This is a genomic window from Streptomyces venezuelae, assembly GCF_008642375.1.
Classification (GTDB): Bacteria; Actinomycetota; Actinomycetes; order Streptomycetales; family Streptomycetaceae; genus Streptomyces; species Streptomyces venezuelae_G.
In genome coordinates, this window is the sequence record NZ_CP029194.1 from 66,004 (window position 1) to 84,703 (window position 18,700).

Annotated in this window: 17 protein-coding genes and 2 pseudogenes; 13 read left to right on the plus strand and 6 right to left on the minus strand. The window is 70.1% G+C overall.

Annotated features, from left to right (window positions below):
* Positions 1–232: 232 nt before the first annotated feature.
* Both DEJ46_RS00345 and DEJ46_RS00350 read right to left on the minus strand, forming a co-directional pair.
* Positions 233–802, minus strand: a complete 570-nt coding sequence (locus DEJ46_RS00345) for an SMI1/KNR4 family protein (protein WP_150263342.1) — start codon at positions 800–802, stop codon at positions 233–235.
* Positions 803–1,100: 298 nt separating this feature from the next.
* Positions 1,101–1,871, minus strand: a complete 771-nt coding sequence (locus DEJ46_RS00350; protein WP_150263344.1) for a transposase family protein — start codon at positions 1,869–1,871, stop codon at positions 1,101–1,103.
* An 84-nt stretch (positions 1,872–1,955) separates the two neighbouring features.
* Between DEJ46_RS00350 and DEJ46_RS00355 the strand changes: the two are divergent.
* From DEJ46_RS00355 to DEJ46_RS00370, 4 genes and pseudogenes are all read left to right on the plus strand, one after another.
* Positions 1,956–2,788, plus strand: a pseudogene (locus DEJ46_RS00355) (IS5 family transposase).
* Positions 2,789–2,908: 120 nt separating this feature from the next.
* Complete coding sequence (locus tag DEJ46_RS00360; protein ID WP_150263346.1) at positions 2,909–3,493, plus strand: S1 RNA-binding domain-containing protein; 585 nt, start codon at positions 2,909–2,911, stop codon at positions 3,491–3,493.
* Between the two features lie 31 nt (positions 3,494–3,524).
* A pseudogene (locus DEJ46_RS00365) lies at positions 3,525–4,264 on the plus strand (IS5 family transposase).
* Between the two features lie 125 nt (positions 4,265–4,389).
* Complete coding sequence (locus tag DEJ46_RS00370; RefSeq protein ID WP_150263348.1) at positions 4,390–5,178, plus strand: DUF1275 family protein; 789 nt, start codon at positions 4,390–4,392, stop codon at positions 5,176–5,178.
* On the opposite strand, the gene DEJ46_RS00375 is transcribed toward DEJ46_RS00370, so the two are convergent.
* Complete coding sequence (locus tag DEJ46_RS00375; protein ID WP_150273963.1) at positions 5,168–5,683, minus strand: carboxymuconolactone decarboxylase family protein; 516 nt, start codon at positions 5,681–5,683, stop codon at positions 5,168–5,170. The two genes, DEJ46_RS00370 and DEJ46_RS00375, sit on opposite strands and share 11 nt — an antisense overlap.
* Before the next feature lie 83 nt (positions 5,684–5,766).
* Here DEJ46_RS00375 and DEJ46_RS00380 point away from each other — a divergent pair, with 83 nt between their 5' ends.
* Both DEJ46_RS00380 and DEJ46_RS00385 read left to right on the plus strand, forming a co-directional pair.
* Positions 5,767–6,690, plus strand: a complete 924-nt coding sequence (locus tag DEJ46_RS00380) for a pirin family protein (protein ID WP_150263350.1) — start codon at positions 5,767–5,769, stop codon at positions 6,688–6,690.
* Positions 6,691–6,748: 58 nt separating this feature from the next.
* Positions 6,749–7,129, plus strand: a complete 381-nt coding sequence (locus tag DEJ46_RS00385; protein ID WP_150263352.1) for a GNAT family N-acetyltransferase — start codon at positions 6,749–6,751, stop codon at positions 7,127–7,129.
* A 60-nt stretch (positions 7,130–7,189) separates the two neighbouring features.
* On the opposite strand, the gene DEJ46_RS00390 is transcribed toward DEJ46_RS00385, so the two are convergent.
* Both DEJ46_RS00390 and DEJ46_RS00395 read right to left on the minus strand, forming a co-directional pair.
* Positions 7,190–7,987, minus strand: a complete 798-nt coding sequence (locus tag DEJ46_RS00390; protein ID WP_150263354.1) for a VOC family protein — start codon at positions 7,985–7,987, stop codon at positions 7,190–7,192.
* A 228-nt stretch (positions 7,988–8,215) separates the two neighbouring features.
* Positions 8,216–9,559 carry an ROK family protein gene (locus tag DEJ46_RS00395; RefSeq protein WP_411757702.1) on the minus strand — a complete coding sequence of 448 codons (1,344 nt, stop codon included), beginning with the start codon at positions 9,557–9,559 and terminating at the stop codon, positions 8,216–8,218.
* Between the two features lie 134 nt (positions 9,560–9,693).
* Between DEJ46_RS00395 and DEJ46_RS00400 the strand changes: the two genes are divergently transcribed.
* From DEJ46_RS00400 to DEJ46_RS38925, 6 genes are all read left to right on the plus strand, one after another.
* Positions 9,694–10,998: an ABC transporter substrate-binding protein gene (locus DEJ46_RS00400; RefSeq protein ID WP_150263358.1), complete on the plus strand. Its 1,305-nt coding sequence runs from the start codon at positions 9,694–9,696 to the stop codon at positions 10,996–10,998.
* 11 nt (positions 10,999–11,009) lie between these two features.
* Positions 11,010–12,002, plus strand: coding sequence for a carbohydrate ABC transporter permease (locus DEJ46_RS00405; protein WP_150263360.1), 993 nt, complete (start codon positions 11,010–11,012; stop codon positions 12,000–12,002).
* A gap of 34 nt (positions 12,003–12,036) precedes the next feature.
* A complete protein-coding gene (locus tag DEJ46_RS00410) occupies positions 12,037–12,876 on the plus strand; it encodes a carbohydrate ABC transporter permease (RefSeq protein WP_150273965.1) in 840 nt (279 codons plus the stop codon).
* Positions 12,877–12,911: 35 nt separating this feature from the next.
* Positions 12,912–14,303: a GH1 family beta-glucosidase gene (locus DEJ46_RS00415; protein ID WP_150263362.1), complete on the plus strand. Its 1,392-nt coding sequence runs from the start codon at positions 12,912–12,914 to the stop codon at positions 14,301–14,303.
* Between the two features lie 425 nt (positions 14,304–14,728).
* On the plus strand, positions 14,729–14,956 hold the full coding sequence (locus tag DEJ46_RS38920) for a hypothetical protein (protein ID WP_190622357.1): 228 nt from the start codon (positions 14,729–14,731) through the stop codon (positions 14,954–14,956).
* Positions 14,957–14,997: 41 nt separating this feature from the next.
* Positions 14,998–15,150 (plus strand): hypothetical protein, encoded by a 153-nt coding sequence (locus tag DEJ46_RS38925; RefSeq protein ID WP_190622359.1) that lies wholly within the window; start codon positions 14,998–15,000, stop codon positions 15,148–15,150.
* 138 nt (positions 15,151–15,288) lie between these two features.
* Here DEJ46_RS38925 and DEJ46_RS00425 read toward each other — a convergent pair whose 3' ends face one another.
* Positions 15,289–16,308, minus strand: coding sequence for a LacI family DNA-binding transcriptional regulator (locus DEJ46_RS00425; RefSeq protein WP_150263364.1), 1,020 nt, complete (start codon positions 16,306–16,308; stop codon positions 15,289–15,291).
* Positions 16,309–16,498: 190 nt separating this feature from the next.
* On the opposite strand from DEJ46_RS00425, the gene DEJ46_RS00430 reads away from it, so the two are divergent.
* Complete coding sequence (locus DEJ46_RS00430; protein ID WP_150263366.1) at positions 16,499–18,694, plus strand: discoidin domain-containing protein; 2,196 nt, start codon at positions 16,499–16,501, stop codon at positions 18,692–18,694.
* The last annotated feature ends 6 nt before the right edge of the window (positions 18,695–18,700 follow it).

The following is an 18,700-nucleotide window of genomic DNA, read 5'->3' on the forward strand; positions in this document are numbered from 1 at the left end:
CGTCGATCACCGCCACATTGTCACTGGACACACCGACACGGCGCTAGCACCACGCCAGCCTGCACGACCTGCTGCCAGCCCTCGCCACCTTCCGCGGGTGAAGGGCCCCTTCGATAGGGTGACCGTCATCGCCGCAGCCATCCTCACCTTGGAACGTCAACGCTGATGATTCTCATTGCCGTTCCAGGGTGAGGGCAGTTTGGCATTGGCCGTCATCCAGTTGGGCACCGGCTCACGACCAGACAAGTCGACCTTCGGTGAACCGACAGACCGGGTAGCTTCCATCGGCGATCTTCGTCAGCGTCTCCGCCACGGAGTCGAAATACTGGGCCATCGACTCGTACTCGCCCGTAACCGTGGGGCCACCCACGAACCAGCTGCCGACGCGCCCGTCCCGCACATCGATGAACTTTCCCATCCACCCGTCCTGGTCCGACAGGAACGGGATCCACTCGTTACGCCAGAACGGGTAGTCCGGCTGGTCCGGAGGGTCGAATCCACAGGACGTGGAGCGGTTCGCGTAGAGCCTCTCCATCGCCCGGATACCCAGAAAGAAGCTTCCCTCGTCGGGGAACCCGTCGAAGCCGCAACACTGCACTTCGTCGTCGAAGTCTTCCTCCGGCAGATCCAGATTGTTCTGCAACAGCCACGTCCGCAGGTCCCCATGCAGGGAGATCCCCATCCGTTCCTCGGCTGCCGCGAGCATCTGTTCCGTAGCGGGCCCTGGCAGATCCGCGTGATCGGCCGGCGCGTGCTCCCGAAGAAGACTCATCACACGCGACCAACTCTCAGCCACACTCATCGTCCTCTGCCCTCTCTACAGGGATGTCTCCGTCCGACTACGCCCCTGTGGAGGTCGAGAAGTACCGGCCGGAGAACCGTGCAGGGATGGTACTTCGAGCGTGCGTTCCCTCCCTCTCCACGGTCATCTTCCGCCCCGAAGCGCGGGGTCGGACCCTCAGCAAAGTGACCGCCCTTGCCGGACTCCACCTCACCGCCATCTTCATCTGGTCAGCGAGGTGATCCGAAAGAAACGTCCTAAAGCGTGTTGCAGAAGGTTGTGTCTAGGCAGGTCAGGGCCGGGTTCGGCGCCGTTCTGGTCATGCGGCGAGGGCTAGGTTGTGCATGTGGGCGACGGCTTGGACCGCGTGGTGGAGGCCGTTGCCGCGCTGGCGGCAGTCGCGGAGGATCTTGTAGTGCTTCATGCGGGCGAAGGCGTGCTCGACGCGGGCCCTGACTTTGCGGTGTTCGGCGTTGTCCTCTTCCTCGCCTGGCAACAAGGCTCGTCCGGGGCGTTTGCGGTGCGGGACGACAAGGCCGGTTTTGATGTAGGCACCGTCGGCCAGCACGGTCACGCCTTCGCAGTGCCGGGCCAGGTCGGAGTCCCGCCACGCTTTCGCATCGGCGGTGTTGCCCGGAACAGGCCGGGCCGCGGCGATCACGAGTTTCGTGTCGGCGTCGATGATGACCTGCACGTTCGCCGAGAACCGGTAGTTGCGCGAGGACGCACCGACCTTCCGGTCGCGGACCGGGATCAGGGTGCCGTCCACGATCCACAACCGCTCGACCGCGTCGGCCGGGCGAGTGGCCGGCTCGATCGCCAGCAGCGGCCGCAGCCGCTGGATGACCCGGCACACCGTCGCCGGCGAGCAGCCGAACAGCGGCGCGAGCTGTCGCATGGTGAGGTTCGTGCGGTAGTACACGGCCACCAGCAGTACCCGCTCCGCCAGCGGCAGACACCACGGCCGGCCACCACCGGGACCGTTCCCGCCGCGCTCCCGGACCACTTTCAGCAGCCGTTCGAACTGCCGCATCCGCAGGCCCGTGAACGTCTCCACCCACAACGGCTCAGCTCTCAACGCCCCACGCATACAAGGGAAATGCCCGCGCTGCAGCCTTCTGCAACACGCTTTAGGGGGTGTCCGCAAAGTCTGTTGGTCGTTAGTCCGTTCGTGGTGCGACGGCATGAACTGACTGATCAGGCCTGGGCGGTTATCGAGCCGCTGCTGGCCCCGCCCCGTATGGGCCGTCCCGTCCGGGATCGACGCCAGGTCCTCAACGGCATCCTGTGGAAGCTGTCCACCGGGGCTGCCTGGCGGGACCTGCCCGAACGTTATGGGCCGTGGAAGACCGTCTATGAACGGTTCCGCCGCTGGTCGGCGGACGGAACCTGGGACCGGCTGCTGGCCCACGTCCAGCAGCACTCGGACGCGATCGGCGAGGTCGACTGGTCGATCGTCTGCGTCGACTCGACGATCGTCCGGGCCCACCAGCACGCCGCAGGGACCCGAGAAGGGGGCCCTGGACCGGTGAGGCACTCGGCCGGTCCCGCGGCGGACTGAGCACCAAGATCCACCTCGCCTGCGACGGCCGCGGCCGTCCACTCGCGTTCACGCTCACCGGCGGGAACGTTAACGACTGCACGCAGTCCGAGCCGGTCATGGCCCGCATCCGCATCGCGCGGTGCGGGCCGGGCAGGCCCCGGACCCGGCCGGATCGGGTGCTCGGGGACAAGGGCTACTCGTCGCGGAAGATCCGCGCCTACCTGCGCAGACGCGGCATCGCCTGCACCATCCCCGAACGCGTCGACCAGATCAGCGGCCGCCGGCGACGCGGCGAGAATCTGTGCCGGCTCGACCGCGCCGTCTACCGGCGCCGCAACGTCGTCGAACGCTGCTTCAACAAGCTCAAACAGAACAAGGCCCTCGCCACCCGCTACGACAAACGAGCCCGCCACTACAAAGCCCTGGTCACCCTCACCTGCCTCCGACTATGGCTCCCCACCTGACTTTGCGGACACGCCCTAGGAGTCGTCCGGCCGATCGTGGTCTCGGCCACTGAGGCATGGCGGGGGCTGCAGCTCGTCGAGGGCATGGCCGGCCCAGATGTCGTGTGCCAGGGTGGCGGTATGGATTGGCAGTCTGAGAGCCCGGAACTCTGGGCGTTTCTGGAGTCCCTGCACGGCGGCGACATCCTGTCCGGCACGGTCGCGGCGATCGAACGGTTCGGGGTCTTCGTGGCCCTGGATGACGGGCCTGCCCATCCGCTCTTCCCCGGTGTCGGGTTCATCGTCATCCCCGAACTGTCCTGGCGGCACATCGACGCCCCCACCGATGTCGTTCACGTAGGCCAGCGTGTCTCGTGCGAGCTCCTCCAGTTCGACACCTACCACGCGGAGGCCAGACTGTCCTTGAAGGCGCTGGAGCCCGACCCCCTGCGGGCTTTCGCCGACCGCACGCCGGTGGGTCAGGAAATCCGCGGGACAGTGGAGAAGACAGTTCCCATCGGCGTCTTCGTCGAGCTCGGAGACGGGATCGTCGGGCTGATCCCCTCCAGAGAGATCGACGGTCGGCCCGCGGTGAGTCCGGTGGAAGACTTCGAGGCCGGAGAGGAGATCACCGTCATCGTCACGGAAATCGACCTGCCGACCCGCCGAATCTTTCTTTCCAGGCCGAAGAACGCCCAGCACGAAGGTGTCGTGCCGGCCACGTGACGGCCAGCGTGCTCCAGCCGTTGATGCGAGCATGGGGCGGGGTGATCTGACTGATGCCGAGTGGGAACGGCTGCGGCCATTCCTGCCGGTCAGCAACCGGCGGTATGGCAGGTGGCGGGATCACCGGCAGGTGATCGACGGGATCCTGCACCGGGTGCGGACCGGAGTGCAGTGGCGTGACCTGCCCGAACGGTTCGGGCCATGGAAGACCGTCTGCGAACGCCACCGCCTGTGGTCGGCCGACGGCACCTGGAAGCGTCTGCGCCTGCTCCAGCAGGTCCAAGCCTCAGCCGATGCAGCGGGTGAGATCGACGGGGACATCTCGGTCGACTCCACCATGTGCAGGCGCATCAGCATGCGGCGGGGGCTCGCGCCGACCCACCGCCGACGTCCGGCTCAAAGGGGGCCGAGGAGCCAGAACATCAGGACGAAGCGCAGTGGCCGAGTCTGCACGCCCGCCTGGTGGAGGTGGTGCTGGAGGTGAGGACCTGGGCCGTTCACGGGGCGGGTTCACCACCAAGCTCCACCTGAGCGCGGACAGCCTCGAAACCTGACAGGGTCGCCGCCGACAAGGCGTACAGCAATGAGCCCGTCCGGATCCACCTGCGGCGCCGGGGCATCCGGCACCCGATCCCCAAGGGCAACACCGTCGAGCGCGCCATCACCAGGCTCAGGCAGCACCGGGCAGTGGCTACCCGCCACGACAAGCGCTGTGACGTCTACCTCGGCACCGCCACCGCCCCAGCTCTCACTATCCGGCTCCGGACATGATCGGCCGGACAAGTCCCAGCCGAGGGACACGGCCGCCCTCCGCCGACCGGTGACTCGGCGTGGCGACGCGGGGGATCGGGAGCGGATCGGTGATGCTCCCTCCGTCGTGGAAGGAGCGCCCGAGGATGCGCAAGCTGCTGGCCGACGCTGCCCACACATTGGTTCCGCCGCGGGGCGACCGGCACGGGCCGCTGCCACCGCTCCTGCTGACGCTGACAGTGGTGACCGGGCTGGTGGACGCGGTCAGCTACCTCGGGCTCGGGGAGGTCTTCGTGGCCAACATGACCGGCAACGTGGTGCTCCTCGGTTTCGCGCTGGCGGGCACCGCGGGGCTCTCCGCGCCCGCCACCGCCGTGTCGACGGCGGCGTTCCTCGTCGGCGCGGTGGCCGGTGGGCGCTTCGGCGGCCGGTTCGCCGGGCACCGCGGGCGACTGCTCGCCTCTGCCATGAGCGTGCAGGCGGTGCTCGTCACGGCGGCCCTCGTCACCGCGGCCCTGGCGGACGACGGGCCGGCCGACCCGGTCCGGTACACCGTGATCGTGCTTCTCGGGCTCGCCATGGGGCTGCAGAACGCGGTCGTCCGGCGCCTCGGTGTCCCCGACCTGACCACGACCGTGGTGACCCAGACGCTGACGGGCCTCGCCTCGGACTCCACCCCCGACTCCGCGCCGAACTCCACTCCGGGCTCCGCTCCGGGCTCCCCCCACGACTCCGCTCCGGACGGCGGGGCCGGGCTCCGGCGCGATCGTCGGATCCTGTCGGTCCTGGCGATCCTCCTCGGCGCCCTCATGGGCGCCCTGCTGCTCCGGGTCTCCCTGACGCTCGTCCTGGGGGTGGCGCTGGCGCTGCTCGCGGCAGCCGTCCTGGTCACGCGTCGTCTGTCGGCCACCGACGCGCCCTGGGTCAGGCCCTGACGTCCCGTACGGGATGACGGCTGAGGATCGAGACGCGGTTGAAGGCGTTGATGGTGATCGCCACCCAGATCACTGCGGAGATCTCGTCGTCGTTCAGGACCTCCCGGGCCAGGGCGTAGGCCCGCTCCTGCGCGAGGGAGTCCGCCGGGTCGGTGGTGGCCTCCGCCAGGGCGAGGGCCGCGCGCTCCCGCGGGGTGAAGAGCTCGGTGTCCCGCCAGGCGGGGAGCACGCCGAGACGCCGGGTCGTCTCCCCGGCGCGGAGCGCCGCCCTGGTGTGCACGTCGAGGCAGGAGGCGCAGCCGTTGATCTGCGAGACACGGAGGTTGACCAGTTCCACCAGGACGCGGTCGAGGCCCGCCTCGGCGGCGGTCGCGCGGACGGCGTCGGCCGTCGCCACCAGGGCCCGGTAGGCCGTGGGACTCTGCTTGTCGAGGTAGACCCGTCGACCGTCCTGGGCCGCTGTCACGTCGTTCACCCTGCGCTCCTTCGACCGACCCGTGCGCATCACGGGCTTCGGGGCTATGATCATCCATACTTGTTGAAAACCAAACTACATTCTCGGTGCACGAGATACGAGAGGGGTCGGGCATGGACGACACGGAGGTGCAGGTCCTCGGTGCCCGGGACGTCCCGCTGGGCGGCCCGCGCGCCATGACCGTACGGCGCACCCTGCCCCAGCGGTCCCGGACGCTGATCGGAGCATGGTGCTTCGCCGACCACTACGGCCCCGACGAGGTCGCCGAGTCCGGCGGAATGGACGTCGCTCCCCACCCGCACACCGGCCTGCAGACCGTGAGCTGGCTGTTCAGCGGCGAGATCGAGCACCGCGACAGCCTGGGCAGTCACGCGTTCGTACGGCCCGGGGAACTGAACCTCATGACCGGCGGCCGCGGCATCAGCCACACCGAGGTCTCCACACCGGGCACCACCGTCCTCCACGGGGTGCAGCTGTGGGTGGCGCTGCCCGGCGCACACCGTCACGCCGACCGCGACTTCCAGCACCACGCCCCGAAGCCGGTGCGGTTCGGGAAGGCGGAACTCCGGGTGTTCCTCGGCTCTATGGCCGGTGAGACCTCCCCCGTCCCCACCTTCACGCCCCTCCTCGGCGCCGAACTCCTCCTCGCCCCCGGCGCCTCGGTCGCCCTTCCCGTCGACCCGGAGTTCGAGCACGGACTGCTCGTCGACGAGGGAACCGTCCGCCTCGGCGGCACCTCGCTGCGCCCGGCCGAGCTCGGCTACGTCCCCACGGGGCACGCCACCCTGACCCTGACGAACGAGTCCGACCACCGCGCGCGGGCGGTCCTCCTGGGCGGCACGCCGTTCGACGAGGAGATCGTCATGTGGTGGAACTTCATCGGCCGCAGTCACGCGGACATCGTCGAGGCCAGGGAGGAATGGGAGCGCGCCTCCGAGCGCTTCGGGCACGTCGACGGCTACCCCGGCGCCCGCCTCCCCGCCCCTGCCCTGCCGAACGCCGCCCTCACTCCCCGGGGAAACCCGCCCCGCGCGTGACCGGCGCCCCGGACCCGGCCCCGATCCCCACCGACCCCCGACGCAGACAAGGCAGATCATGAGCGAGCAGAAGCCCGAGCAGGGAACCGTGCAGGAGACCGGGCGGGAGGGCCGCACCCCCGTCGTCCGCCGCGTCGACCCCCGCCACCGTTACGAGATCCTGGTCGACGACCGGCGCGCCGGCCTCACGGCGTACCGCGACCGCGACGATCGGCGTGTCTTCTTCCACACCGAGATCGACGACGCCTACGCGGGCCAGGGTCTCGCCTCGACCCTGGTCGAGCAGGCCCTGACCGACGTGCGCGCCTCCGGGATGCGGATCGTGCCCGTCTGCCCGTACGTGGCGAAGTTCCTGAAGAAGCACGGGGAGTTCGCCGACATCACCGACCCGGTGACCCCGGAGATCGTCCAGTGGCTGGACGCGCGACTGGGCCGCTGAGCCGAACCGGAGGCCGGGCGCCCTGCCCGGCCACCCGGCCACCCGGGTCGGCCGCCCGCCTCAGCCGGCGACCGGGGCGAGTACCACGAAGTCGGCGTTCGACGGGTCGAGGCAGACGGCGAGCCGGCCGACGCCCTCCGCGTCGTCCGGTCCCATCTGGATGTTTCCGCCGCTCGCGGTGACCTTGGCGACCGCGGCGTCGCAGTCGTCGACGGCGAAGACGGGGTGCCAGTACGGCCGCCCGTGCGCGAGGGCGAGGTCCGCCTCGCTCAGCTGCATGAGGCCGCCGTGCATCCGCTCCTCGGGGAGTCCGGCGGGGGTGATGAGGGAGTACGTACCCCCGCCGCCGGGCAGTTCCGTGTCGCTGAACTGCCAGCCGAAGACGGCGCCGTAGAACTCCTTGGCGGCCGCGGCGTCGCTCGTGTACAGCTCGGTCCAGGACAGTGAACCCGGCTTGTCGACCAGATCGACGCCCTTGTTCGTTCCCGGCTGCCAGACGGCGAACTGTCCGCCCAGCGGGTCACTGTACTGCGCCATGCGGCCCCACTCGTCGAGGTCCATCGGGGCCACCCGGACCGTGCCGCCCGCCTGCTCGACCGCCCGGGTCGTGGCGTCCGCGTCGGTGACGCTGTAGTAGATCATCCAGGCGGAACGGGCGCCCTCCTCGGTGAGCTTGCCGAGCCCGGCGACGATCTTCCCGTCCTTGCGGAACATCCCGCCTTCCATCTCCTCCGACTCCCCCATGGACTCGTACTCCCAGCCGAGCACGCCGCCGTAGAAGGCCGCTGCGGCCCCGACGTCGGGGGCGCCGAGGTCGAGCCAGCAGGGCGAGCCGGGTACGAAGTCAGTGGTGATCATGGTGATGACCTTTCGCAGAGGCGGTACGCCCCCAGGCTCGCACCGGACCCCAGCCCTCGCCCGTCGGCCGCACACGCGCCGCTCCGATGCGGGGCCGCGCGCACCGCTCCGCTCAAGGGCCGCGCGCACCGGTCCGGGCATCGGCCACGCACCCGGGCCGACGACCCCGCCGGGGTGCTTCCCCCCGGCCGTCCCGCCGTCTCCGGGCACCTCGCGGTACCGGCCCGATCAGGGGGACACCCGGTCCTGCAGGGCCGACTGCCAGGCGGGGGCGGGAACGCTCGGCTCGCTCTCCGCGCGGCGGCCTCCCTGGGCGAAGAAGTCGACCAGCGGCAGCAGGGCGGCCCCGACGGTGACCGCCTCGGGGCCGAGCGTGCCCATGCCGACGACGGTCCGGCTGGCCGGGTACCGGAGCGCGTACTCCATCGCGTATCCGGTCACGGTCTCCAGGAATCGGGTGCCGAGCTGGAGCCCGGCCCAGCCCCCCACGAGGATGCGGTCGGGCTGGAAGAGGTTGATCAGGTCGGCGAATCCGGCGCCCAGGTACTCGGCGGTCTCCTCCAGGACGGAGAGCGCGGTCGCGTCGGGGTCCGTCCCGGGGTCGGCGGGGTAGGCGGCGGTGAGCATCGCGGTCAGGGCGGTCTCCTCGTCCGCGCCGGCCGGGGGCTGCCCACCGGCCTCGCACCACCGCGCGAGGAGGGCCTCCGCACCCGCGTACGCCTCCAGGCAGCCCTGGGCGCCGCAGCGGCAGCGCCGGCCCCGGACCCGTACCGTCAGGTGTCCCCATTCGAGCGCCCGGCCGGGCCCCATCGGGTCCGTGAGCACACAGGCGCCCACGCCCGAGCCGAAGAGGACGACGACCGCGCTGCGCGCCCCGCGCCCCGCGCCGAACCACATCTCGGCCTGGCCGAGGGTCTTGGCGCCGTTGTCTATCCAGTAGGGGACGGCCTCGGGCAGGTCCACGGCGGCGCGGAGCAGGCGCTCGAAGGGGACCGCGTCCCAGCCGATGGTCTGGCCGTGCACGACGGCGCCGTCCCCCGCCTCGCGGGAGACGATGCCGGGGACGCCGACGCCGACGCCGATGAGCCGCTCGGCGGGGACGTCCGCGGTACGCAGCACCTCCGCGATGCCCTCACGGAGATGGGCGACGACGAGGTCGACGTCGTAGCGGGCGGTACGGGGTCCCGAGCTCGCCAACGGACGTTCGGTGCGCGCGAGTTCGGTGAGCGTGAGATCGAACAGCTCGATCCTGATGCGGGTTTCGCCGATGTCGACGCCGATCATGAAGCCGCTGGCGGGGGTGATCCGTACGAGGGTGCGGGGGCGTCCGCCGGCGGAGTCGACGCTGCCGGCCTCCTCCACCAGGCCCTCGGCGACGAGCTCCGCGACCACGTTGCTGACCGAACCCGAGCTGAGGCCGGTCGCCGGGCCGAGCATCAGACGGCTCATCGGTCCGTCGAAGTACAGCCTCCGCAGCACTGCGGTTCGGTTCTCGCGCCGCAGGTCACGCACCGTGCGGCCACTTCTCGCGTGCACTTTGGTCCCCGTCTCTGAAGTCGTTCGTTGCAACATACCCGCACTACAAGCCTTGACGCGACCTTCTCACGGGGTTTAACTCACATCCTAAATTAAGCCGATGTTACGGCGGGCGCCCCAGCAGCCCACCGCTTCGGCGTCCCCGTCATCCCCGAAAGGGCCCAGGAGCCATGCGCAGATTCAGAGCCGCTGTCACCGGTGCCGTCTCCCTCTCCCTCGCCTTCACCGCCACCGGTTGTGGTGGCGGTGAAGGGAGCGAGGCGTCGCCGAAGACCCTCACCTACTGGGCCTCCAACCAGGGCTCCAGCCTCGAGGTCGACAAGAAGGTCCTGCAGCCCGAGCTCGACCAGTTCGAGGAGGAGACCGGGATCAAGGTCAAGCTGGAGGTGATCCCGTGGTCCGACCTGCTCAACCGGATCCTCACCGCGACCACCTCCGGCCAGGGCCCCGACATCCTCAACATCGGCAACACCTGGAGCGCCTCGCTCCAGTCCACCGGCGCCCTGCTGCCCTGGGACGCGAAGAACCTGGAGGCGATCGGCGGCAAGGACCGCTTCGTCGACTCCGCGCTCGGCTCCACCGGCGTCCCCGGCAAGGACCCGGCCGCCGTCCCGCTGTACTCCATGGCGTACGCGCTCTACTACAACAAGGCGATGTTCAAGGAGGCCGGCATAACCAAGCCGCCGACCACCTGGGACGAGGTGGCCGCCGCCGGCAAGAAGCTCACCAAGAACGGCAAGGCGGGCATCGGAGTCGAGGGCTCCAACCTCTCCAACAACATCCACCAGGTCTTCGTCCTCGCCAAGCAGCACGGCGCCGACTTCTTCACCGCCGACGGCAAGGCCGACTTCACCTCCGACGGGGCCGTCGCCGCCGTCAAGCAGTACGTCGACCTCATGGCCGCACAGAAGATCGTCGCCCCCGGCAACGCCGAGTACGCCCAGAACCAGTCCCTCAGCGACTTCGCCAAGGACAAGACCGGCATGGTCCTGTGGCAGACGCCGTCGCAGACCTTCGCCTCCCAGGGCATGGGGCCGGATGACTGGGGCGTCGCCCCCGCCCCCGTCCCCTCCGGCAAGCCCGGCACGGGCAAGCAGACCAACTCGATGGTCGCCGGCATCAACATGGCCGTCTTCAAGAACACCAAGAACCTCGACGGCGCGCTGAAGTTCGTGAAGTTCATGACCAGCGACGAGGAGCAGATCCTCCTCAACAAGGCCTACGGCTCGGTCCCGCCGGTCAAGGACGCCCAGAAGGACCCGGTCTTCGCCGACCCCTCGCTCGCCGTCATCCGCGACACCCTCGCCACCAGCGCCGCCGCCCTGCCGCAGGTTCCCGAGGAGTCGCAGTTCGAGACCGTCGTCGGCACCGCGGTCAAGGAGCTGTTCGCCGACGCCGCCGCCGGACGCCCGGTCACCACGGAGTCCGTGCGGGCCAAGCTCGAAAAGGCCCAGCAGCAGATGCCCAAGAAGTAGGCCACATCTCCATGACCCAGACCGCCGTCACTCCCCCGAGTGAGCGCGCGGTGCGCGCGGCCACACCCGGAGGGGCACGCGCACCACGCCGCTCCGGGCGTCGCCGCATCGCACTGCCGTACCTGCTGCTCCTGCCCGCCCTGCTCCTCGAACTCCTCGTCCATCTCGTACCGATGCTCATGGGCATCACCATGAGCTTCAAGGAGCTCACCCAGTTCTCCATCCGGAACTGGTCGGAGGCGCCCTGGTCGGCTCTCGACAACTACACCGTCGCGATCGACTTCGACGCCCCCGTCGGCCAGGCACTGCTCAAGTCCTTCTTCACGACGTGCCTGTTCACCGTTGTCTCCGTGGGGCTGTGCTGGTTCCTCGGGACGGCCGCCGCGATCTCCCTCCAGGAGAACTTCCGGGGCCGGGGCTTCCTGCGGACCCTCTTCCTCGTCCCGTACGCGCTGCCCGTGTACGCCGCCGTCATCACGTGGGCGTTCATGTTCCAGCGGGACAACGGCCTGGTGAACCACGTCCTGCACGACCAGCTGGGCATCGGCGACAGCCCCGCCTTCTGGCTCATCGGCGACAACAGCTTCTGGGCCCTGCTCGTCGTCTCCGTGTGGAAGGGCTGGCCCTTCGCCTTCCTCACCGTCATGGCGGGACTGCAGAACATCCCCCGCGACATGTACGAGGCGGCGGCCCTCGACGGCGCCGGCGTGTGGAAGCAGATCCGGCACATCACCCTGCCGTCGCTGCGCTCCGTCAACCAGGTCCTCGTGCTCGTCCTCTTCCTCTGGACGTTCAACGACTTCAACACGCCGTTCGTGCTCTTCGGCAAGGCGGCGCCCGAAGCCGCCGACCTGATCTCGCTCCACATCTACCAGTCGTCCTTCCAGACGTGGAACTTCGGCACCGGTTCGGCCATGTCCGTGCTGCTGCTGCTCTTCCTCCTCGTCGTCACGGGCGTCTACCTCCTGCTCACCACCCGCGGAAGGAAGACCTCCGATGTCTGAGCACGCTTCCCGGCGAGCGGTCCACCGCTCCCCCATGGCGGTACCACGCTCGTTCCTCTGGACGCGGCGGATCTTCCTCACCCTGCTCACCGCCTTCGTGGTGCTGCCGGTGTACGTCATGGTCTCCAGCTCCCTCAAGCCGCTGGAGGACGTCTCGGGCAAGTTCGCGTGGATCCCCTCCGGGCTCACGATCCGCCCGTACTTCGACATCTGGGAGACCGTCCCGCTCGCCGACTACTTCGTGAACTCGATCGTCGTCGCCGGTGCGGCCACAGTGTTCTCGGTGGCCGTCGCGATCTTCGCCGCTTACGCCGTGAGCCGCTACACCTTCCGCGGCAAGCGGGTCTTCACGGTGACGGTGCTGTCCACCCAGATGTTCCCCGGCATCCTCTTCCTGCTGCCGCTCTTCCTCATCTACGTCAACATCGGCAACGCCACCGGGTTCGCCCTGTTCGGCTCCCGCGAAGGTCTCATCCTCACGTATCTGACCTTCTCTCTGCCGTTCTCCATCTGGATGCTGACCGGCTACTTCGACTCGATCCCGCGCGAGCTCGACGAGGCCGCCAAGGTCGACGGCTGTGGCCCGATCAGCGCCCTGTTCCGCGTGATCGTCCCGGCCGCGTCCCCCGGCATCATCGCCGTCGCCGTCTACGCCTTCATGACCGCCTGGGGCGAGGTCCTCTTCGCCTCCGTCATGACCAACGACACCACCCGCACCCTCGCCGTCGGCCTCCAGGGGTACGCCACCCAGAACGACGTCTACTGGAACCAGGTGATGGCCGCCTCCCTCGTGGTGAGCGTCCCCGTCGTCGTCGGCTTCCTCCTCCTCCAGCGCTACCTCGTCGCCGGCCTCACCGCGGGTGCGGTCAAGTGACGTCCTTCTCCACACCGATCACGAAGAGGTTTCCCGTGTCCGAATCCACCGACGCCCGCACCGCGCTCGACCTGGAGGCATTCCCGCCGAACTTCGCCTGGGGCACGGCGACCTCCGCCTACCAGATCGAGGGCGCCGTCGCCGAGGACGGCCGGGCCCCGTCCATCTGGGACACCTTCTCCCGTGTCCCCGGCGCGATCGACAACGGCGACCACGGTGACACCGCCTGCGACCACTACCACCGCTGGCCCGAGGACATCGCCCTGATGAAGGGCTTCGGCACGGACGCCTACCGGCTGTCCGTCGCCTGGCCGCGCGTCGTCCCCGGCGGCGACGGCCCCGTCAACGCCGCCGGGCTCGACTTCTACGACCGGCTCGTCGACGGACTCCTCGACGCCGGGATCACCCCCTCCGTCACCCTCTACCACTGGGACCTCCCGCAGGCCCTCCAGGACCGGGTCGTGGACAGCCACGGCGGCTGGACCGAGCGCGCCACCGCGGAGCACTTCGCCGCGTACGCCTCGGTCGTCGCGGAGCGCATCGGCGACCGGGTCACCCAGTGGGCCACGCTCAACGAGCCGCTCTGCTCGGGCTGGATCGGTCACCTGGAGGGCCGCATGGCGCCCGGTCTGACCGACCTCACGGCCGCCGTCCGCGCCTCGTACCACCTCCTCCTCGGCCACGGCCTCGCCACCGGCGCCATCCGCGCCGCCGCTCCCGGGGCGCAGATCGGCCTGGTCACCAACCACTCCACCATCGAGGCCGCCTCCACCCGGCCCGAGGACATCGCCGCCGCCGCCCGCGCGGACGGCCACACCAACCGCTGGTGGCTCGACCCGGTCCACGGCCGCGGCTTCCCGGTCGACATGCGCGAGCTGTACGGGGTGGAGCTGCCCGAGCGCCCCGGCGACCTGGAGACCATCGCGGCCCCACTGGACTGGCACGGTCTCAACTACTATTTCCCGGTCACCGTCGCGGACGACCCGAGCGGCCCCGTCCCCCACGCCCGTGAGGTGCGCCTGCCGGGAGTGCCCCGCACCGGCATGGACTGGCAGATCGACGCCGGCGGCCTGGAGACCTTCCTGCTGCGGCTCACCGAGGACTACGGCGTACAGAAGCTGTACGTCACCGAGAACGGTTCGGCCTTCCCCGACACGGTCGGCCCGGACGGCGAGGTCCACGACCCGGAGCGCACCCGCTACCTGGAGCAGCACCTCGCGGCCTGCGCCCGCGCCGTGCGCAAGGGCGCCCCGCTCGCCGGCTACTACGCCTGGTCCCTGCTCGACAACTTCGAGTGGGCCTACGGCTACGACAAGCGCTTCGGTCTCGTCCACGTCGACTACGCCACCCAGCGGCGGACCGTGAAGACGAGCGGCCGGAGGTACGCGGACATCATCCGCGCCCACCGGGAGGCGACGGCCGGCTGACGTGACAGCCGTGTCCCGACCGTCGTGAAGGCCGCCCCGCACTGCCGGGGTGGCCTTCCGGAACCCCGGCAGCACCCATTCCTCTCCCCGGCTCCCGCGCAGGAGTGCCCCATGGCCGCCAGTGCCGTTCCCGCCTCTCCCTCCGGACCCGACGACGCCGAGACCTTCGCCGACGGGCGGTTCCGCCAGGTCCTCGGACGGGCGACCGTCGTCCGGGGCACCGCCCTCGGTGGGGGCCACTTCAACTCCGCCCTCCTTCTCGAACTCGCCGACGGACGCCGCCTGGTGCTCAAGACGGCGCCTCCGGCGGACTCCCCCGCCCTCACCCACGAGCGGGGGCTGCTCGGCACCGAGGCGCTCTTCCACCGTCTCGCGGCCGGGGCCCGGGTCTGTCGGCCGCCGACTGGCCCTCCGCGTTCGCCGCCATGCTCCGTGCCGTCCTCGCCGACGCGTCCCGGTTCGGCGTCGCCCTGCCCGCTCCGGCCGAGTTCCTCGGCGAACTGCCCGCCCGCTTCGGCCACCGGCTCGCGGAGGTCCGCCGCCCCGCCCTCGTCCACTTCGACGCCTGGGGGGGAACGTCGTCCTCCGTCGGTCCCCGAACGGCGTTCGCGAAGACGCGGACCGGGCCCCGGACACCGGCGCCTGGCATCTGAACGGCCTCATCGACGGCGAACGCGCCTTCTTCGGCGACCCCTTGGCCGAACTCGTCGGGCTCGACCCGCTCGGCGCGGCCGAGGACGACGCCGGACTGCCGGCCGGCTACCGATCGGTCGCCGCCGGCCTGGCCGTCGACGACGGCGCGCGGGTCCGGCTCGCTCTCTACCGGGTGTACCTCGCGCTGGGGTGATGCGCGTGGAGTCGGTACCGCGGGCCTACGGCGGGGAGTTCGCGGCCTGGCTCGACACCTGGTCCGCCGACCGCGTCACGGAACAACTCGCCGTACTCGACGCCCTGGCGAGCTGAGAAGGGGGCCGTCGGCGGAGGGTCAGGTGGACTCGCGGACGACGAGCACCGGCTCGAACACCTTCGAGGCGGGCCCGGAGCCACCGCCGTCGAGCTCCTCGATCAGGAGTCCGGCCATCGCCGCCGCCATCCGTTCCACGGGCTGGCGCACGGTGGTGAGCTGCGGCCGCGCCTTGCGCGCGGCCGCCGAGTCGTCGAATCCCACCACGGCCACCGTGCCGGGGACGGCCACACCCTGTTCGCGCAGGTACTGGCAGGCGCCCTGGGCCATCAGGTCGTTCGCGGCGAAGACCGCGTCGGTCTCCGGGTGGTCCTTCAGCAGCTTCGCCATGGCCCGGCGGCCGCTGTCGACGGTGAACCGGCCCCGTACGACGGGAACGGACGTCACCCCCCGGGCCGCGAAGACGTCCCGGAAGGCGTCGAGGCGATCGTCGGCCGTGGGGGCGGTGACCGGTGCGGCGATGGTGGCCGGGCGCCGCCGGCCGGTGGCCCACAGGTGTTCGGCCGCCAGTCGGGCGCCGGCGGCGTTGTCGAGGTCGACGTAGCCGCACCGCTCCCCGTCGCGGGGGCTGCCGAAGAGCACCGTGGGGAGGCCCGCCGTCACGAGCATCGCGGGCAGCGGGTCGTCCTGGTCGAGCGGTACCACCAGGGCCCCGTCGGCGCCGCCCTGCCGCAGGTACTCGACGAGTTGGGTCCTGGCCCGTTCCGACTCGGCCACCAGCAGCACCGGCTGGATCCCGCGTTCGCGCAGGACCGGCAGGACACCGTCCACGACCCGCCCGAAGAAGGGGTCGGAGAAGACCCGCGCCGCGAAGGCCTTGCCCGTCGCGGAGAGTACGAGCGCGACGGTTCCGGTGCGCCGTGTCACCAGGGAGCGGGCGGCCTGGTTGGGCGTGTAACCGATCCGGGCGATCGCGTCGCGCACGCTCCGCTGGATGTCGGGAGCCACGTTGCGCACGCCGTTGACGACGCGGGACACCGTCGCACGCGATACTCCCGCCTCACGTGCGACGTCTTCCAGTGTCGGTCCTCGATTCCCCACCTCCGCACCTTAGCGGTGCCGTGTGTCCGCTGGGAGAACAGTCCACGGCATGACCGGAACCATTGAGGTCGACACTTAATGAAAGACAAAAGAAAAGTCATGTCATACGGCTTGACCGTCAACTCGCCCTGGGGGCAAGGTTCCGGAGAGCGCTCTCCCACATTTCCCCCATGTATCCAGAGGAGACCCCATGTCTTCCGTCGGGTCCCCGCCGGCCTTCCGGCGACCCGCCTCAGCCGTCCGACGAGCCACCGTCGGCGCACTCGTCTCGTCGTTGGCGGGCAGCCTGCTCGCACTGGCCCCCGCCACGACGGCACAGGCCGCCCCCACCCTGCTCTCCCAGGGCAAGACGGCCACCGCCTCCTCCACGGAAGGGGGCGCCTTCCCCGCGGGCGCCGCCGTCGACGGCGACCTCACCGGAACCCGCTGGGCCAGCGCCTGGCAGGACTCCCAGTGGATCCAGGTCGACCTCGGCGCGAGCGCCACGCTCAGCCACGCCGTCCTCAACTGGGAGGCCGCGTACGGCAAGAGCTACCAGATCCAGGCCTCCGACAACGGCAGCGACTGGCGGACCGTCACCACCGTCACCGCCGGCGACGGAGGCACGGACAACGTCACCCTCTCGGGCACCGGCCGCTTCGTCCGGATGAACGGCCTCACCCGGGCCACCGGATACGGCTTCTCCCTCTGGGAGTTCCAGGTCTACGGCTCCACCGACACCACCGGCCCGACGCTGCCCGGCGGTGGCGACCTCGGCCCCAACGTGCACGTCATGGACCCGGCCACGCCCGGCATCCAGGCCAAGCTGGACCAGGTCTTCCAGGAGCAGGAGTCGGCCCAGTTCGGCAGCGGCCGGCACGCCTTCCTCTTCAAGCCCGGCACCTACAACGGCCTCAACGCCCAGATCGGGTTCTACACCCAGATAGCCGGCCTCGGGCTTCGCCCCGGCGACACCACCATCAACGGTGACGTGACCGTCGACGCCGGCTGGTTCAACGGCAACGCCACCCAGAACTTCTGGCGCGGCGCCGAGGGCCTCACCCTCAACCCGGTCAACGGCACCAACCGGTGGGCCGTCTCGCAGGCCTCCTCCTTCCGCCGCATGCACGTCAAGGGCGGCCTCAACCTCGCGCCCAACGGCTACGGCTGGGCCAGCGGCGGCTACATCGCCGACTCCAAGATCGACGGCCAGGTCGGCAACTACTCCCAGCAGCAGTGGTACACCCGGGAGAGCACCATCGGCGGCTGGTCCAACAGCGTCTGGAACCAGACCTTCTCGGGCGTCGAGGGCGCTCCGGCCACCTCCTTCCCCGAACCCCGCTACACCACGCTCGACACCACGCCGATCTCCCGCGAGAAGCCGTACCTCTACCTCGACGGCAACGAGTACAAGGTCTTCGCCCCGGCCAAGCGCGTGAACGCCCGCGGCACCAGCTGGGCCAACGGCACCCCGCAGGGCGAGTCGATCCCGCTGAGCCAGTTCTACGTGGTCAGGCTGGGCGCCACCGCCGCCACGATCAACCAGGCACTGGCCCAGGGCCTGCACCTGCTGTTCACGCCGGGCGTCTACCACGTCGACCAGACCATCAACGTGAACCGCGCCAACACCATCGTGCTCGGCCTCGGCCTCGCCACGATCATCCCGGACAACGGCGTCACCGCGATGAAGGTCGCCGACGTCGACGGCGTCCGCCTCGCCGGCTTCCTGATCGACGCCGGCCCGGTCAACTCCCCGACGCTGCTGGAAATCGGACCGCAGAACTCCGGCGCCGACCACGCCGCCAACCCCACCACCGTGCAGGACGTGTACATCCGCATCGGCGGCGCCGGCGCGGGCAAAGCCACCACCAGCATGGTCGTGAACAGCGACGACGCCATCATCGACCACACCTGGGTGTGGCGCGCCGACCACGGCGAGGGCTGGGGCTGGGAGACCAACCGCGCCGACTACGGCGTCCGGGTCAACGGCGACGACGTGCTCGCCACCGGCCTCTTCGTCGAGCACTTCAACAAGTACGACGTCGAGTGGTACGGCGAGCGCGGCCGCACGATCTTCTACCAGAACGAGAAGGCGTACGACGCCCCCAACCAGGCCGCCGTCCAGAACGGCTCGACGAAGGGGTACGCGGCCTACCGGGTCGACGACTCCGTGAACACCCACGAGGCCTGGGGCCTCGGCAGCTACTGCAACTACAACGTGGACCCGACGATCGTCCAGGACCACGGCTTCAAGGCACCCGTCAAGCCCGGGGTGAAGTTCCACAGCCTCCTGGTCGTGTCCCTCGGCGGAATGGGCCACTACAACCACGTCATCAACGACACAGGGGCGTCCACCATCCCCGCCGGCACCTCCACCGTGCCGTCCACCGTCGTCAACTTCCCCTGACGGCCC

Bases quoted from the DNA above. Each gene is read 5' to 3' on its own strand.
- DEJ46_RS00345 (WP_150263342.1), bottom strand. From the start codon at position 802: ATGAGTGTGGCTGAGAGTTGGTCGCGTGTGATGAGTCTTCTTCGGGAG.
- DEJ46_RS00350 (WP_150263344.1), bottom strand. From the start codon at position 1,871: ATGCGTGGGGCGTTGAGAGCTGAGCCGTTGTGGGTGGAGACGTTCACG.
- DEJ46_RS00360 (WP_150263346.1), top strand. From the start codon at position 2,909: ATGGATTGGCAGTCTGAGAGCCCGGAACTCTGGGCGTTTCTGGAGTCC.
- DEJ46_RS00370 (WP_150263348.1), top strand. From the start codon at position 4,390: ATGCGCAAGCTGCTGGCCGACGCTGCCCACACATTGGTTCCGCCGCGG.
- DEJ46_RS00375 (WP_150273963.1), bottom strand. From the start codon at position 5,683: ATGCGCACGGGTCGGTCGAAGGAGCGCAGGGTGAACGACGTGACAGCG.
- DEJ46_RS00380 (WP_150263350.1), top strand. From the start codon at position 5,767: ATGGACGACACGGAGGTGCAGGTCCTCGGTGCCCGGGACGTCCCGCTG.
- DEJ46_RS00385 (WP_150263352.1), top strand. From the start codon at position 6,749: ATGAGCGAGCAGAAGCCCGAGCAGGGAACCGTGCAGGAGACCGGGCGG.
- DEJ46_RS00390 (WP_150263354.1), bottom strand. From the start codon at position 7,987: ATGATCACCACTGACTTCGTACCCGGCTCGCCCTGCTGGCTCGACCTC.
- DEJ46_RS00395 (WP_411757702.1), bottom strand. From the start codon at position 9,559: ATGTTGCAACGAACGACTTCAGAGACGGGGACCAAAGTGCACGCGAGA.
- DEJ46_RS00400 (WP_150263358.1), top strand. From the start codon at position 9,694: ATGCGCAGATTCAGAGCCGCTGTCACCGGTGCCGTCTCCCTCTCCCTC.
- DEJ46_RS00405 (WP_150263360.1), top strand. From the start codon at position 11,010: ATGACCCAGACCGCCGTCACTCCCCCGAGTGAGCGCGCGGTGCGCGCG.
- DEJ46_RS00410 (WP_150273965.1), top strand. From the start codon at position 12,037: ATGGCGGTACCACGCTCGTTCCTCTGGACGCGGCGGATCTTCCTCACC.
- DEJ46_RS38920 (WP_190622357.1), top strand. From the start codon at position 14,729: ATGCTCCGTGCCGTCCTCGCCGACGCGTCCCGGTTCGGCGTCGCCCTG.
- DEJ46_RS00430 (WP_150263366.1), top strand. From the start codon at position 16,499: ATGTCTTCCGTCGGGTCCCCGCCGGCCTTCCGGCGACCCGCCTCAGCC.